The sequence below is a fragment of the Streptomyces sp. NPDC050704 genome, from assembly GCF_040654355.1.
Lineage (GTDB): Bacteria > Actinomycetota > Actinomycetes > Streptomycetales > Streptomycetaceae > Streptomyces.
On sequence record NZ_JBFAHW010000006.1, the window covers coordinates 109,676 to 125,533 of the forward strand.

The following is a 15,858-nucleotide window of genomic DNA, read 5'->3' on the forward strand; positions in this document are numbered from 1 at the left end:
CGGGTCTTGGCCGGAGTCGGTCGGTCGGGCCCCGAGTGTGGCCTGTTTCCCTGGGCCCGAGCTGTGTTTCACGGTCGTGGCCCATTCTCCGCCCCGCGCGTCCACCACCTGCCTCCGGGTCCCGGCATCGGAATCGCATCGGATCGCAACGGCATACGAGTAGGCCGATTTCCCGTAGTCCAAAACACCGGACAACCATCTGGCATCAGGACTGACCTGCGGTTTCGCCCGCGCTCCGGCACGCTGGACAGATGGGAGCGTGGGAACTCCTGCTGGTCGGCGTGGTGATACTGCTCGGCCTGGGCGGAGTGCTGGTACCCGGCGTGCCGGGGTCGTGGCTCGTATGGGCCGCGGTCCTGTGGTGGGCGTTCGAGGACCCCCGGGGGCTCTCGTGGGCCGTGCTCGTGGGCGCCACCGCAGTGCTCTTCCTCGCCCAGGTGATCCGCTGGCAACTGCCCCCGCGTCGGCTGCGTACGAGCGGCACCATCCCCCGAACGGCGGTGTACGCGGGAGTCGGGGCGCTGCTCGGCTTCTTCCTCCTGCCGGTGGTCGGCGCGGTTCCCGGCTTCCTCGGCGGCGGCTACCTCGCCGAACGGCTGCGGCTCGGCGGACACCGGGCGGCCGTGGCATCGATCCGCTCGCTGATGCGCAGAGGCGGGACGAGCATTCTGGTGGAGCTGTTCGCGTGCTTGCTGATCATGGGCGCTTGGCTGGGTGCCGTGATCTGGGGCTGACCGTCACCCTCCCACACATCGGATCTCTCCCTTCTTATTGACGAGCTCGCGCACCTTCTCTACGTTGCGTCCCGGGATAGCTCCGATGAATCTTCTCGCGCACGCAGTCGTACGAGCCGCCAGGAGGCGCGATGCCCAGCCCGTCCAGCCGTCCGTCCAGCAGCCCCTCCAGACGTACCGTGCTCGCCACGGGTTCCGCCCTCGGCGGGACGCTCCTCGCCGGCGCCGGCGGCCTCCCCGCACAGGCGGCGAGCGCGGCCGACCGGGAGAACGCCCCCGCCGATCCCTGGCGCACCGTCCTCGACGACGCCGACCTCGTCTGGCAGCGGATACCGAAGACCTGGTACGAGGGCCCGTATCTGGGCAACGGCTTCCTCGGCTCCGGGATCTACGCCGAGCCCGGCACGGACGGCACCGACACGGTCAAGGCCATCCGCTTCAACATCCAGCACTCCGAAGTGCAGGACCACCGCCCGCAGTTCGGCTCGCTCTTCGGGCTCGCGCGGCTGCCGATCGGCTACTTCACGCTGGAGCCGGCGGGCGCGATCACCGGCATCGACTGGCGGCTCGGGCTGCGCGAGGCCGAGCTGACCGGCACGCTCACCACGGACCGGGGCACCCTCACGATCCGTGCCCTGGTGCACACCTCCCGCTCCGTGCTCGCGATCGAGGTGACACCGAGCGAGGGCGAGCGCGATTTCCGGTGGGTGTTCCACCCGGCGGAGGCGATCAGCCCGCGCGCCGCCTTCCGGCCGCTGCCGGAGGGATACGCGGCCAACCCGCCCGCCGAGATCCAGCGACACGACGGCATCTCCGCCGCCGTACAACCGCTGCTGTCCGGCGGTCAGCACGTCACCGCGTGGCGGGAGCGGTCCCGGGGGTCCGCGCGAACGCTGTACGTCCATGTCGCGCACTCGTATCCGAAGAACACGGCGCTGGGGCGGGCGCTCGGGGCCGTCCGCGACGCGGCCCGGCTGCCGTACGACCTCCTCGCCGCCCCGCACCGGGCCTGGTGGCACGCCTTCTACCGCAAGAGCTTCCTGTCCCTGCCCGACGCGCGCATCCAGCGCTTTTACTGGATCCAGCTGTACAAGACGGCGTCGGCGGGCCGGCGCGACGCACCGGTGATGGCCACGAGCGGCCCCTGGCTGGAGTCCACCCCCTGGCCGGCGACCTGGTGGAACCTGAACGTGCAGTTGGAGTACTGGCTGATCCACGGCTCCAACCATCTCGAACTCGACGCGGTGACAAGGGCGTTGAGCGAGTTCCGGGACAACCTCACCGCCGAGATGGCGACCGCGTACCGCGCCGACTCGCTCGGCATCCCGCGCACCACCGACGCGAATCTGGTGAACGGCGGCGCGACGAGCAACGCCCAGGGATACGGCGTCGGCATCCCGGGCCAGGACCCGCCGACTCCCGAGGTCGGCAACCTCACCTGGGCCCTGCACAACGTCTGGCTCAGCTACCGGCACACCATGGACGAGTCGATCCTCCGCGACGTCCTCTTCCCCCTCCTCCGCAAGGCGGTCAACTACTACCTGCACTTCCTGGAGCCGGGCACGGACGGCAGGTTGCATCTCCCGGCGACGTTCTCGCCCGAGTACGGCGGCAACAGCCGTGACTGCAACTACGACCTGATGCTGCTGACCTGGGGTTGCCGGACCCTCCTTGAGAGCGCCGAACTGCTCAGCATCGAGGATGAGTTGGCGCCGCGCTGGCGCGAGGTGCTGGCCAAACGGGTCGCGTATCCGACCGACACGAACGGCTTCATGATCGGCGCGGACATCCCCTTCGCGAAGTCGCACCGCCACTACTCACACCTGCTGGCGGTGTACCCCCTGTACGAGCTGACGGGCCGGACAGCAGACGAAAAGGCCCTGATAGAGCGGTCGTTGGCCCACTGGGTCGGCTTCGAGGGTGCCCTCCAGGGCTATACGTTCACGGGCGCGGCCTCGATGTCGGCGCTGCTCGGCAAGGGCGAGGACGCGCTCACGTACCTGGGCCAGCTGATGACCCGCTTCATCCAGCCCAACACGATGTACAAGGAGTCGGGCCCGGTCATCGAGACGCCGCTGTCCGCCGCCCAGTCGCTGCACGACATGGTCTGCCAGTCCTGGGGCGGCATCGTGCGGGTCTTCCCCGCGCTGCCCGCCGCCTGGTCGGAGCTGACGGTGCACGACTTCCGTACGCAGGGCGCGTTCCTGCTCAGCGCGGTACGGAAGGACGGGGCGACCCGCTGGGTGCGACTGGTCAGCGAGGCGGGCGCCCCCTGTGTCGTACGGCATGGCATCGCGGGGGCGATCGACGTACGGGACGGCCGCGGTCGGCCGCTGCGGTACACGGACGCGGGCGACGGGTCGATCCAAGTCGCCCTGAAGAAGGGCGAGTCGGTGCTGATCACCGCCAAGGGCGACCGGCCGGACCTGCGCATCACGCCCGTGGAACCGAACGAGGCGGCTCCTCGCTGGGGGCTGCCCGCGCGGTGAGTCAGCCGGCGGCACCCGCGGTACCGGCCGCACCGGTGAGATCGGCGAGGTCGATGCTGTCGGCCATGGCCCGCATGCCCGCGTCGTTGAAGTGGAGGTGGTCGCCGGGGTCGTAGGCGCTCTGCATGCGGTGCGGCCGGGACGGGTCGCGGACCACGGCGTCGAAGTCCGCGACCGCGTCGAACAGGCCGCCCGTGCGGATGAGTTGGTTGACCGCACGGCGTACGCGCTCGCGTGCCTCCGTGTAGGCGCCGTGGCCGCCGAACGGCGTGAGCGTGACGCCGACGACACGGATGCCGCGAGCGTGGGCGCGCCTCACGATCTCGCGGTACGCGGCCATGAGAGCGGCCGGATCGGTCTGGTTCGGCGCGCTCTTGATGTCGTTGATGCCCTCCATCACGATCAGCGTGCGCACACCGGTGCGGGAGAGCACGTCGGCGTCGAGCCGGGCCAGGGCGCTGGGGCCGCGGCCTTCGCGCAGCAGCCGGTTCCCGGCGACCCCCGCGTTCAGGACGCCCCGGCGGCCGTTCGGCGGCAGGGCGCGCAGGCGTTCGGCGAGCCGGTCGGGCCAGCGGCGGTTGGCGCTGTGCGTCGAACCGGAGCCGTCGGTGAGCGAGTCGCCGAACGCGACGACACTGCCGGCGGCGTACGAGCCGCGTACGTCGACACCGGTCACGTAGTACCAGGAGCCGGTCGTGGCGGTGTACGCGACGCCGTTCTCATCGGCGGTTCGATTGCCCTCCCGGGCAAGGAAGTTGGTCTGCAGCGCCGAGCGGTGGTAGGTCGCCGGGCCCGAGTCGACGGGGGTGTGGAGGGTGACGAGGAGGTTGGCGGCGGCGGGCACGCTCAGCGTGACGGGATCGGTGACGACGTCCTTGCCCGCCGGCACGGTGACCTTCTTCCTGCCGCCGAAGGTGAGCGTGCGCATCGTGCCGGGCAGGGCGTTCGGGCTCTTGGGGGCATTCGCCTGCTGCCGGGCCAGGGTGGCTCCGCCGAGGGTGAGCGGTCGGGTGCCGAGCCGGTTGGAGATGCGTACGCGGACCTCCGTACCACCGACGCTCGTGTGGACGACGTTGCGGATCGAGGTGCCGGGGAGGGCGGCGGCGGTGCCGGCGGCGGCGGCTTCCCAGGTGCCGGTCCAGAGAGCGGGGGCGGCGGAGGAGGGCGTGCGCGGGGACGCGTGGGCGACCGCCGTTCCCGTCAAGGTGAGCGCCAACGCTCCGGCCAGGGCACCCATCGTCCGTCTGATCTCTCCCTGTCCGAGCCGGCTCCGTCTGACCTCGACCATGCGTTCCTGCCTTCCGCCGGCGGAGCCTGACCCTGTGCAGGTCTCCGGACCTAGGGCCAGGATCCGATGCGGACGGCACGAATATCGTGTTTGGCTGCTGACATGACCGCATTCAGTGAAGCCGAACGGGTGTACCTAAAGTCCCAGCGGCTGGGGCGCCTGGCCACCGTCGACCAGCACGGGCAGCCGCAGGCGAACCCCGTCGGCTTCTATCCGCAGGACGACGGGACAATCCTCATCGGCGGATACGCCCTGGGGAGCACCAAGAAGTGGCGCAACCTCCAGAAGAACCCCAAGGTCGCCCTCGTCATCGACGACATCGTCAGCTTCCGTCCCTGGAAGGTGCGCGGCGTGGACATCCGCGGTGAGGCCGAACTCCTCACCGGACCGCACGAGTTGGGCCCGCACTTCAGCGAGGAGCTGATCCGCGTCCATCCGCGGCGGATCCACAGCTGGGGCCTGGAGGAGTAGCCCGCACCCCCGCCCCGAAACCTCACCCTTCTGCGTGATGGACCCGGCCCCTGTGCAGGTCAATGCTGTCGGCATGGCAGAGACGGTGGAGATTCGCGTCCACGGCGTCAGCGGCACAGTCCCGCAGAGCCTTCTGGAGATCGAGAGCATCCGGCAGGTCGACGGTGACGACACGGCACGGTTCTTCCGCCACTCGCCCATGCCGTCGGCGTCGGGGACGCGCTGCGAGGCGTTCCACTGGGGGACGATGACCTCCGGTTCGGTATCCAAGGCGCTGTGGCTTCTGATGGCTCCGTTCGGGGTGATCAACCTGGCACGGTACACACTGCCGATGGAGTCGAGGCCGAAGACCCCGGACGCCCCCGACGCCCCGGACACTCCAGATGCCCTGGCGATTCGGGCCCGGCAGGTCGCCGATGTCGTGCTGCGGCTGCTCGGGCTGGTGATGACGGTGCTCCTGGTGACCGCCGTGGCCTTCGTCTCGATCGACCTGATCGCCTGGCAGTGCGGCGGCGCGAGGGAGTGCGCGAGGCGGGTACCCCTCATCGGCCGTCACGAGGTCGGCTGGTCGTGGCGGCTGGCTCTCGGCGCGGCGGTTCCGGCGGCCGCGGTGTGGCTGCTCGGCTCCATCAGCACCAAGGTGTACCTCCACCCGGCCCCCCTCGCCGAACCGCCCGAGCCTGGACCCAGCCCCGGCCCCGGCCCCGGCCCCGAGGCAGCCAAGGTCGAGACCAAAGAGTCCATGGCCAAGGTCGACCCCGTAGGAGCCTTGGACCAGCGGGAGTTCTGGTCCCCGTCACCCCGTACCGCCCTGCTGCGCCTACTGCACCTGACCACCGCGCTCGCGGTGGTCACGATGCTCGTCTCCCACCTGTCCACCCACCAGGTGGACGGCCTCGCTCCGGCCTACGGCTGGTCCCACACCGCACTGCGGACGCTGTTCTGGGTGGCCCTCGCGATCGCCGGCTGGTGCCTCGTGGCCACGGCGGCGGGCCACGCGCTCCTGGCGAAGGACGCGGATGCCGCCGTCGACCCGAGCGCCGTCCCCGCCGCCTACCGATGGTTGAACAGGGTCGCCTGGGCGGTCTTCGCCGGTGTCGTGGTGATCGCGGCCTGCTGGGGCAGCCGTGCCGAACCGACGCCGCAGACGCGCCTCGTGTCGATGGCGGAGAAGCGTCCAGAGCGTCTGACGGGCTTCGACTGGGCGTTCCAGGCCCACTACGCGGCCGCCGCCCTGCTCCTGGTCGTCCTCGCCGCGGCCAACTTCGCCCTGTCCCGCCGGAGCCCCGCCCGGACCGCGCCCGTCGTCCCGCTCCCGTACCGGCGCATGTGGTCCGGCATGGCGTGCACGGTCCTCACGGGCTTCGCGGTGCTCCTGGCCACCGGCTTCACCTCCGGGTTCGCCCTCCAGACAGCCCGGCTCCTCGGACACGCGGACAGGGCCACGCCGGCCGAACGGCAACCGCTGGAACTGCCGGACCTGTTCCATGTGACGGCCCTGCTGTGGGGCCTGCTGGTCGTCCCGCTGGCCCTCGCGGCCGCCGTCCTCCTGGCCTGCCACTACCTGTGGCCGGGGCTGCCCAAGGGCATGGACCTCGTCGAGAGGATCAGGGCCGACTACCCCGCCCGGCCACCGGTACCCTCACGCACGGTCAAGGGCATCGGCGCGGCCTGGCGAGGCGCCCGGCTCAAGTACCGGCTGCCCTTCTGGCTGGCGTCCCTGGGGATCGTCGGCGCGGTCGCCTCGGCGATACAGGGCGCTCTCGCCGTCGTCGCGGTCGTCCCCGGCCGGGACCCGGGCCCTGACTGGATCCGTCGGCACGTGTACGGCACGAGCACCGGAACGGGTACAGGGGCAGGCACGGGCGCGGGCGCCGACACCAGCGGACGAGAGGACTTCTTCTCGTTCTGCAGCGAGGTGCTCGGGACCTGGGTGCTCACGGGCATCGCCGTCGGCCTGGCGTTTCTCGGCCTACGCGCCTTCCGCAGCCCCAGCTGGCGCCGCAGCGTGGGCATCCTGTGGGACCTGCTCGCCTTCTGGCCCCGCCTGACCCACCCGATCGTGCCTCCCCCTTACGGGGGCCGCGCGGTCCTCGCGCTCGCCCAGCGCATCGAGGACAAGACCCGCGACGGCGGAAAGGTCGTCCTGTCGGGCCACAGCCAGGGCAGCCTGATCTGCGTGGCCGCGGCCCTCACCGTCACTCCGGGCGCCCGCGAACGGCTCGCCCTGGTCACCCATGGTTCACAGCTGATGTGGGCCTACGCACGGCTGTTCCCGGCGTACGTCGGCCACGCCACCCTCAACGGCCTGTACCGCCAACTCTCCCCCCGCTGGCGGAACCTGCACCGATGGAGCGACTACATCGGCGGCCCGGTCCTGGCGCACCCGGAGCGGGGCCTGCTGGGTCCCGCACCCACCGGTGCGGCGTGGAGGCTGATCGACGGCACATCGGTGAACGGGGACGGAGAGAGGGACGTGGACGTGGACGTGGACGGCGTCTGGCTGCGCAAGATGGGCGACGAGTACCAACTGCGCGACCCGCACAACGTCAACGCCCGTGACGGTCACCCCGCTTCACCGCTCCTGGCCCATAGTTCGTACTACGCCGATCCCGCGTACGACGTCGTGGTCCGGGAGCTGGTGGCCTCCATCGGCTCACCCGACTCCCGGACCGTCAACCGGACGTCCACCCCTCCAGCGTGAGGAGTCGCTGCTTGCGCTCCAGCCCACCCGCGTAGCCGGTGAGGGAGCCGTCCGCACCGATCACCCGATGGCACGGGCGGACGATCAGCAGAGGATTGGCACCGACCGCACCACCGATGGCCCGTACGGCGGCACGCGATGCCCCGATCCGTGCGGCGACCTCGCCGTACGTGGTGGTCGCGCCGTACGGAACGGAGTCGAGCGCGGCCCAGACCTTCTCCCGGAACTCGGTGCCGACAGCTCTCAACTCCAGCTGGAACTCCTTCAGTTCACCGGCGAAATAGGCGGCGAGTTGCCGCTCGGCATCCCGGAAGAGATCCGGGGCGTGCCGCCAGTCGGGCCGCACGCTGCGACCGCCTTTCTGACCGGGCACGGAGAGGGAGGTCAGAGCCCCGAACTCATCGGCGGTCAGCAGGAGTTGGCCAACGGGGCTGTCGACGTGCGCGTACTGGGTGCGGGCCATGGTCACTGCTCTTCCACTTCCGACTCGGCCGTCGTGGCGGGGTCTTGCCGGGCGGGGTCTTGCGGAACGGGGTCTTGCGGGGCGGGGCCGGCGGCTGCCAGGTGGCGCAGGGCGTACGAACGCCAGGGCCGCCAGGCGTCGGGAACGGACGCGTCCGGTGGGGCCACGTCGGGGTCGCCGAGGGCACGGGTCCGGATGACGGCGACCGTACGGGAATCCATACCGGGGAGGGTGAGCAGGACCTCCTCTGCCTCATCGCGATCGGCGCCGGAGTCGAGACGCAGCCGGCCGTCGGCGAGAGCGGCGGCGAGTTCGGTGAGTGCGGCGACAGTACCGGTGAGTGCGGTGAGAGCGCCGCCTGCCCTCGCGTCGGCCGCCTCTCCCGCCTCGGCGAGAACGGCCGACTCCGGGAAGACATGCGTGAGCCCTCCGCAGGGCGCGTCCAGCGCCTTCCCGTACTCCCGTACGAGCCGCTCGGCCCCATCCCGTCCGACGAGCGCGCGCACGGCGAGTTCCTCCGGGTCGGCGGCCCCCGGCGAACGCAGCCCGGGCCTGGCAGCCACCAGCGGAGCCAGCCGTGAATCGGCGCCCAGCCGCTCGTCGACGGCATACGGGTCGGCGTCGAGGTCGAAGAGCCGCCGCAGCCGCTGTACGGCGGTGGTGAGATCACGAAGATCCGTGAGGTGCAGCCGTGCGTCGAGCCAGCCGCCTGTATGTGTGGAGCTCACTCGCGACGGCTGCCCCGGGGCGCCCAGGGGCCGCTCCTCCACGGCCACGATGCCGGTGCCGTACGGGAGACGGAGGGTGCGCCGGTAGGTCCGGGAGCCCGGCGCACCGGACACGTCCTCGATGCCCGGCAGAGCCTCGGCCGCCAGCAGGTCGAAGACGGCCGTGGCCTGGTACGGGCCGCGGTGGGCGAGGCGCAGCGGGATCCCCGCCGAAGGAGTGGCCGTACGACGCGAGGCGGCGCCCCGGCGGGGCGCGGCGGCGCGCAGTTCGCTCGGGGTCGAGGCGTACACCGTGCGGATGGTGTCGTTGAACTGCCGCACGCTCGCGAAGCCGGCCGCGAACGCGATCTCCGTGATCGGCAGTTCCGTGGTCTGCAGCAGCACCCGCGCGGTGTGGGACCGCTGGGCGCGGGCCAGGGCCACCGGGCCCGCGCCCACCTCGGCGGTGAGCTGCCGCTGCACCTGGCGGGCGCTGTATCCGAGCCGCAGCGCGAGTCCGGCGACGCCCTCGCGGTCCACGATCCCGTCGCCGATCATGCGCATCGCCCGTCCTACGACGTCCGCGCGTACGTTCCACTCGGCGGAACCCGGTGCGGCGTCCGGGCGGCAGCGGCGGCAGGCCCGGAATCCGGAGCCCTGGGCGGCGGCGGCCGTCGGGTAGAACCGTACGTTCTGGCGTTTCGGCGTCACTGCGGGGCAGCTTGGGCGGCAGTAGATACCCGTCGTCTCGACGGCGAAGAAGAACTCACCGTCGAAGCGGGCGTCTCTGCTGCGCACGGCTTCGTATCTGGTGTCTTCGTTAATCACGCCTTCTATTGTGCGGGGGTGCCTGCGGCTGGGCTGGCGGGAATCGGACGTGGCGTTGTCTGCGGGTTGGGTGGGGGCTGGTCGCGCAGTTCCTCGCGCCCCTGGGGTGGTGGGTGGTGGGGTCGGTGCCGCGACGGGATATCCAGTCATGGCACGTTGCCGCGGCGATCGGACACCCCGACACGACCCCTCACGCCGGAAGGCCGAGTGCGGCTGGGTGGGGCCTGCGGTGCAGACCCCACCCGGCCGTTGTCTTTTGTCCTTTAGGGGCGCGGGGAACTGCGCACCCAGCCCCCACCGGGCCCGCACTGTCCACACCGTCCCAAGCCACCCCAATCTTTTAGGGGCGCGGGGAACTGCGCGACCAGCCACAGCGGGCCCGCACCCGACTACGCACGCCCAAGGTCACTGCCACCGACCCCGCTTGACCTCCATCGCAGCCCGCCCCTCAGCCCCCCGCCGCTTCCAGTCCTTCCGAATCTCCGCCCGAGCCCGCGCATCGGTCTTGGCCACAATCCGCTGGTTCTCCCGCAACAGCTTGCGATAACTCGTGAGCCGCCGCTCGGGAAGCACACCGGAGGACACCGCCTCCAGAACGGCACACCCCGGCTCCGCCACATGCGCACAGTCCTGGAACCGACACGACGCGCCAAGCTCCTCGATCTCGGAGAACACCTGCCCGACCCCACTCTCGGCGTCGAAGAGCCCCACGCCCCGAAGCCCGGGCGTATCGATGAGGACACCCCCGCCGGGAAGGACGAGCAGGTTACGGGTCGTGGTGGTGTGCCGCCCCTTCCCGTCCACGTCACGCGCGGCCTGCACGGCCATCACGTCCTCGCCGAGCAGAGCGTTGGCGAGCGTCGACTTGCCGGCCCCGGACTGCCCGAGCAACACCGACGTACCGCCGGAGGCAACCGCGGCGAGGACATCGAGCCCGTCCCCGTCCGTGGAGCTGACCGCCAGCACCGTCACACCGGGCGCCGCGGTCTCCACGTCCCGCACCAGATAGGACAAGGTCACCGCGTCCGGCACGAGGTCCGCCTTGGTCAGTACGACCAAGGGCTGCGCCCCCGATTCCCAGGCAAGCGCGAGAAACCGCTCGATCCGTCCGAGATCGAGCTCCACCGCCAACGACACCGCGACGATGGCGAAGTCGACGTTGGCGGCAAGGATCTGCCCTTCCGACCGCTTGGACGAGGTCGACCGCACGAAGGCGGTACGGCGTGGCAGATACGACTGGACGTACCGGGGATCGCCGCCGGCGTCGACGGCGGCCCAGTCCCCGGTGCAGATGACCCGCAAGGGGTCGTTCGGCGTCACGAACTCGGTGTCGACCCGGACGAGCCCGTCGGCGGTGATCACATCGCACTGTCCGCGATCGACCCGCACGACTCGGCCCGCCACGAGCCCGCGTTCGAGATAGGGGAGGAATTCATCCGCCCACGCGTCGTCCCAGCCGTAGGGCGCGAGCGGGTCAGCGGAGGAAAAGGTGGAGAGGGGTGGAGAGGAAAACAAGGGTGACCCTTCGAAGGGCGGCCCCGGCCGCGCGCACTCGGGCGCGGTGAAGAAGGGTGTCAGCCGGTGACCACGGAGGTGGATTCGATGAACTTCCGGATGCGGGCAGCGCCCATCTCAACGACAGCCATCGGTCACACCTCCCTGTTCACACCGGTACTACACCTGCGACGGGACAGCACCCGCCGCGAGAACGCCTTCACCCTAGCCCGCACCCCTCCGACCGGGCCAACGGTTTTTTGGCCTCGCTCCGACGTCAGGCGCCGGCCCCGCCCCGTCAGCCCGTGTACGTGCAGCTCCGCCCGTTCAACGTGAACTCGGACGGGGCCGTGTTCCCGTTCTTCAGCGAGGCGAGGAACCCGACTGCGAGGGAGTCCCCCGCGTCGACGGACTTGTTGTAGTCGGCCGGGGTGGCGGTCACCCGTGCGCCGTCCTGATCGAAGCTGCCGTCCCACATCTGGGTCACCTGCTGCCCGTCGGGGAACTTCCAGCCGACGCGCCAGGTGTCGAGGGCGTACAGGGACTTGACGATGACAGTGGCCTGGAAGCCGTCCGGCCACTCGTTGACCAGCTCGTACCGGGCATGGCAGACGGCGGGCTCACTGGGGTTGGTGTCGATGTCGTCGTGCTGTTCGGCGGAGGATGTGGAGTCCCCCTGGGGTTCCTTGTCAGCATCCGCCGCCCCCGCGCCCTTCCCCGATCCGGAGTCCGATTCCGATTCCGAGTCCGATGGTTTCGGTGAGGACGTGGACGAGGACACTGCGTCCGACGAGCCGGCCGGTGGAGAGTCGAACGAAGGCACCTCCTCCCCCACCGACTGCCGCCCCGCGGACTCCTCCTCCACGGATCCGTCGCCGGAATCGAAGGGCGCCAGGGAAACGACGAGCGCCAGCAGGGATACGACGACGGCCGTGACGAGCATCCCGGCACGGCCAATCCCGGCCTTGTCCTCCCGGTGTCCGGGTACGGACCCGTCCGGGTCGTCGCCGTCGGTCGCTCTTCGGCTGAGCCCCGACTCGACGGCTCTGCGCCGCCGCTCCAGATAGGCGAGCCCGCTCCAGCCGATCACCCCGCCCGCGAGCGCCGCGGGCAGGCCCGCCCCGCCGAGCCGCATACAGGCGGCGGCCTCGGCGCATTCGACGCACCGCGCGAGATGCCGCGACAGGTCGTCGGGCACGTCGGCACCGGGCGAGCGGGTGACCGCGTCGAGGAGCCGGGCGTAGCTGCGGCACTCCTCGGAGAGCGGAGTGTCCAGGTGGTTGCGGTGGCAGCGGTCGCGGAACACGCCGCGCACCTGCTGGAGTTCGTCGGCGGCACCCTCCGGGTCGAGACCGAGCCGCCGGGCCACGGCGGCGATCGGCAGCGCCTCGACCTCGGCCAGCCAGAGCAGCGCGGCGTCCGGTTCCTGCATGTCCCGCAGCCCGCGCAGCGCGAGCGGCCGGTTCAGGGGCGGCCCCGAAAAGCGGGCCGCCTTCTCGGAGTTGAGCCACAGGCGCAGTTCGGGGTCGAGGCGGTCGCCCAGGCCCCTGGCCTCCCAGGCGGCGGTCGTCTGGCGTACGGCGGTCAGGAGCAGCGGGATTCGGGGCAGCCGGGGCGTGCGGGCTCGGCGTCCGAAGCTGTTGCCGCCGGTCTCGGTCTCCGCGGCGCGGGCTTCGCGTACGCCCAGGGAGAACGCCTCGGAGGCAAGTTGGCGGGCGGTGGCGGAACCGCCGGTGCAGAGGTCGGCGTACGAAAGGACGGCGTCCCAGCACTCCGAGAACAGTGTTGCCTCGGCGGCGTCCTGAGGGGTCGGCAGGTCGGGCATGGGTGGGGACTTCACCTGCATCCACAAACGGGGTCAACTCACCTGGGTAATACGGGAGTTGGAGGGGACGTCTCGCGACGGACCCCGAGTTTTTCACGGTCCCTGCACAACTGACAAGCGGGACCGCCAAATCCGGTTACCCCCGGTCGTGCGTCCTCACCAGCCAACACGGCCCCGGACGCACGTCCCCACCAGGCCCTTGAACCCCATGAGCCCCCGGTTCTCAGCCCACAGAAACCTCGTTCGCCGGAAGACTGTCCATGAACGAACTCACCGAGAAGACCGCGTTCCCCGGCCCGGGAGGACCGTATCCGGGCGGCGAGGAGAGCCCGAACTCCTCCATCGTCGCGCGGTAGGCCTCCAGCAGCCGGATGTGGTACTCCAGCGGCGCGCCCTGCGGATTGGCCTTGCCGAGCGGCGTCGTCACCTCGGGGCACCACGTCGTGAAGCGGGGCGTGATGCCCTGGGACATGAAGAAGCGCAGCCCTTCGGTCGTCGACGCGATGGCCTCGTCGACCGTCGTGAAACCGAAGGGTTCCGCCATCTCCACGCCCGCCACGAAGTTGGGGATGACGTTGCGCGCGCCGAAGATCTCCGCCGAGTCGAGGATCCGCCTGTGCCACTCGTCGCGGCCTACGTATCGCGCCTTGCCGGGGCAGTACAGCTCGAACAGGCGGCGGTCCCACACCTCGTAGTTGGGGTGGTAGATCTGCACGCCGTAGTCCTTGAAGCGCTGTACGTCGTCGCGCGGGAGTGCCTGGGCGACCACCTTGCCGATCCACCGGCCCGGGAAGCGCTCCTCGATCGCCTTGGCGTAGTGCCCGTAGAAGTCGGCCTCGTCGCGCCCGGCGACCTTGGACGTGATCGCGCCACCGGTGAGTGTGTACGCGGTGGACGCCTTCGCGGTGTCGTAGCGGTCGATGATCTCCAGCGCTTCGAGGACCTCCTCGACGTCCTTCACACCGGTGTACGGCCGGCCCGCCGCCTTGTGCTGGCGCCAGTTGTGGTTGATGTCGCAGTACTGGCACTCCTCCTTGGCGCCGAAGTACTGGCAGACCCGGAAGACGGTGAGGTAGATCAGGTAGCCCCACTGGATCGTCGGGGCCACCTCCATCACGGACTTCCCGTTGGAGAGCGTGTGCCGGTAGTACTCCGGCATCGGGGGCACCCCGACGTCGGAGATCCGCTTCCCGTCTAGGTAGAGCCCGAGCATGCCGTGCTCGTCGGAGGCCACCCGGTACGGCGAGGCGGGATTGACGCGCACGGACACGACGGTGCGCCGCAGGTCGTACGGGCCGCCGGTGAGGATGATCTCCTCGGGCGGCCGCCTGAGCGCCGCCTCGCCCAGTTCGGGCAGGGTGCCGTGGTCGAAGGAGAAGATGAAGTACGACTTCGGTTTGACGTCCCCGTCCTCGTTGTCGGAGAGGGCCGAGTCGTCGAAGGCCACACCCCCACGGAGCAGGTCCTCCTTGAAGACGGCCTCCCGCGGTACGTGCGGGAACCTCTCCATCAGATCCTCGACCAGCGCGGTACGGCCGCCCATCCCGTCCTCCTCGCTCCCGGTGCTGCGTGCGACTCCTCACGGTATGCCCCGCCTGCCCGTCCTGGGGTGCCGGGTCCCCTCGGAGTGCGACTGGGCCCGACTGGTGCGATGCCCGTCTAGAGTCGCGCGCGTGACCTCCACCCCACCGGTACGCCTGCACCACGCGGATCACCCCGGTACGGCCCCGGCACTCCTCCTCGTCCACGGCTGGGGCGGCGACGGCGACGACTGGGTGCCCACCCTCCCGCACTGGCGGCATCGTGCGATCGTCCCGGACCTGCGGGGGCACGGCCGCTCCCCGAAGCCGGCGAAGGGGTACGGTCCGCACGACTTCGCCGCCGACCTGGCGGAGCTGCTGGGTCGGCTCGGTCCCGGCCCGGTGGTCGCCGTCGGCCACTCGATGGGCGGACAGGCGGTCACCGCACTCGCGGTGGAACACCCGGATCTCGTACGGGCGTTGGTGGTCGTCGATCCGGCGTACGGCGCCGACGAGGCGGAGGCGGTACGGATTCCCGGGGAGCAGCGCGAGCTCCGACGGGAGGGCTCGGAGTGGGCGGCACGTTTCGTGGAGGGGGCGTTCGTGGGTGGTACGCACGCTCGACTCCGGGACCGGCAGCGGGCGTTGATGGCGGCCATGGACCCGGACGTGCTCACTCAGTGCCGCGACGGTATGTACCTCGACCCGGACGCCTTCGGCCTGCGGCCCGCCACCCGCGCCTACCTCGCCCGCCGGACCCACCCCGTGCTGGGTGTGTATTCGAACGCCCTCGCCGCCGACTTCGAGCGCGGCACGCTCACGCATCCGGCGTCCCGCGTCGAGGTGTTCGAGGGGTGCGGGCACTTCCTGCACGAGGAGCGGCCCCGGGACTTCGCCGGTCTGGTCGAGGGCTGGCTGAGCGACATCTGATGTACGGGTGCTCGGCGGGGGTCAGTCGCCCCAGTCGAGCTGAGACTCCGGCACCCCCACCGACCTGCCGTACTCCACCGCGGCGGCGCGCCCCTCCGCGTCGCCGCGCGCGTAGCGGAAGACCCGGTCGGCGAAGACCACGAACACCTCGTCCGCCGTGTGGAAGTCGACGTACCAACCGCCTTGCCGGGCAAGTCCGTTGGCGAGAGATGCCGCCAGTGGTCCGGCGTCCTCGTCCGGTGCCTCGAAGTCCAGGAGGGTCCACTCCCCCGGCTGGGCGGGGGACGCGGAGGGCATCGAGATCCGTGACACCTTGGTCACCCGCAGGGGCACCGAGTCCAACTCGGCGCCCACCCGCAGGCTTTCGGCGATCAGTACTCCGGTAAGCATTCAGCGAGGCTACAA

At 70.7% G+C, this 15,858-nt stretch carries 12 protein-coding genes; 5 read left to right on the plus strand and 7 right to left on the minus strand.

The annotated features are described in order from the left end of the window. Window positions 1-251 precede the first annotated feature (251 nt). On the plus strand, window positions 252-734 hold the full coding sequence (locus tag AB0I18_RS04980; RefSeq protein WP_363103951.1) for a DUF456 domain-containing protein: 483 nt from the start codon (window positions 252-254) through the stop codon (window positions 732-734). 131 nt (window positions 735-865) lie between these two features. After that, the gene (locus tag AB0I18_RS04985; protein ID WP_363103952.1) at window positions 866-3,223 is read left to right on the plus strand and encodes a glycoside hydrolase family 95-like protein; all 2,358 of its coding nucleotides are present in this window, start codon (window positions 866-868) and stop codon (window positions 3,221-3,223) included. A 1-nt stretch (window position 3,224) separates the two neighbouring features. Here AB0I18_RS04985 and AB0I18_RS04990 read toward each other — a convergent pair whose 3' ends face one another. Further along, a complete protein-coding gene (locus tag AB0I18_RS04990) occupies window positions 3,225-4,511 on the minus strand; it encodes an SGNH/GDSL hydrolase family protein (protein ID WP_363103953.1) in 1,287 nt (428 codons plus the stop codon). Between the two features lie 102 nt (window positions 4,512-4,613). On the opposite strand from AB0I18_RS04990, the gene AB0I18_RS04995 reads away from it, so the two are divergent. Both AB0I18_RS04995 and AB0I18_RS05000 read left to right on the plus strand, forming a co-directional pair. Then, complete coding sequence (locus AB0I18_RS04995) at window positions 4,614-4,982, plus strand: PPOX class F420-dependent oxidoreductase (RefSeq protein WP_363103954.1); 369 nt, start codon at window positions 4,614-4,616, stop codon at window positions 4,980-4,982. 73 nt (window positions 4,983-5,055) lie between these two features. After that, complete coding sequence (locus tag AB0I18_RS05000) at window positions 5,056-7,686, plus strand: hypothetical protein (RefSeq protein ID WP_363103955.1); 2,631 nt, start codon at window positions 5,056-5,058, stop codon at window positions 7,684-7,686. On the opposite strand, the gene AB0I18_RS05005 is transcribed toward AB0I18_RS05000, so the two are convergent. The 5 genes from AB0I18_RS05005 to AB0I18_RS05025 all read right to left on the minus strand — a co-directional run bounded on the left by AB0I18_RS05005 (window position 7,658) and on the right by AB0I18_RS05025 (window position 14,546). Further along, window positions 7,658-8,149 carry a methylated-DNA--[protein]-cysteine S-methyltransferase gene (locus tag AB0I18_RS05005; RefSeq protein WP_363103956.1) on the minus strand — a complete coding sequence of 164 codons (492 nt, stop codon included), beginning with the start codon at window positions 8,147-8,149 and terminating at the stop codon, window positions 7,658-7,660. The two genes, AB0I18_RS05000 and AB0I18_RS05005, sit on opposite strands and share 29 nt — an antisense overlap. A gap of 2 nt (window positions 8,150-8,151) precedes the next feature. Beyond that, window positions 8,152-9,681, minus strand: coding sequence for an AlkA N-terminal domain-containing protein (locus tag AB0I18_RS05010; protein WP_363104003.1), 1,530 nt, complete (start codon window positions 9,679-9,681; stop codon window positions 8,152-8,154). A 408-nt stretch (window positions 9,682-10,089) separates the two neighbouring features. Next, the gene (rsgA, locus tag AB0I18_RS05015) at window positions 10,090-11,199 is read right to left on the minus strand and encodes a ribosome small subunit-dependent GTPase A (RefSeq protein ID WP_363103957.1); all 1,110 of its coding nucleotides are present in this window, start codon (window positions 11,197-11,199) and stop codon (window positions 10,090-10,092) included. A 277-nt stretch (window positions 11,200-11,476) separates the two neighbouring features. After that, a complete protein-coding gene (locus AB0I18_RS05020; protein ID WP_363103958.1) occupies window positions 11,477-13,003 on the minus strand; it encodes a cellulose-binding domain-containing protein in 1,527 nt (508 codons plus the stop codon). A gap of 223 nt (window positions 13,004-13,226) precedes the next feature. Next, a complete protein-coding gene (locus tag AB0I18_RS05025) occupies window positions 13,227-14,546 on the minus strand; it encodes a radical SAM protein (protein ID WP_363103959.1) in 1,320 nt (439 codons plus the stop codon). A gap of 130 nt (window positions 14,547-14,676) precedes the next feature. Between AB0I18_RS05025 and AB0I18_RS05030 the strand changes: the two genes are divergently transcribed. Next, window positions 14,677-15,453, plus strand: coding sequence for an alpha/beta hydrolase (locus AB0I18_RS05030; RefSeq protein ID WP_363103960.1), 777 nt, complete (start codon window positions 14,677-14,679; stop codon window positions 15,451-15,453). A gap of 21 nt (window positions 15,454-15,474) precedes the next feature. Here the strand turns inward: AB0I18_RS05030 and AB0I18_RS05035 are convergent, their stop codons facing one another. After that, window positions 15,475-15,843: a hypothetical protein gene (locus AB0I18_RS05035; protein WP_363103961.1), complete on the minus strand. Its 369-nt coding sequence runs from the start codon at window positions 15,841-15,843 to the stop codon at window positions 15,475-15,477. Window positions 15,844-15,858 lie beyond the last annotated feature (15 nt).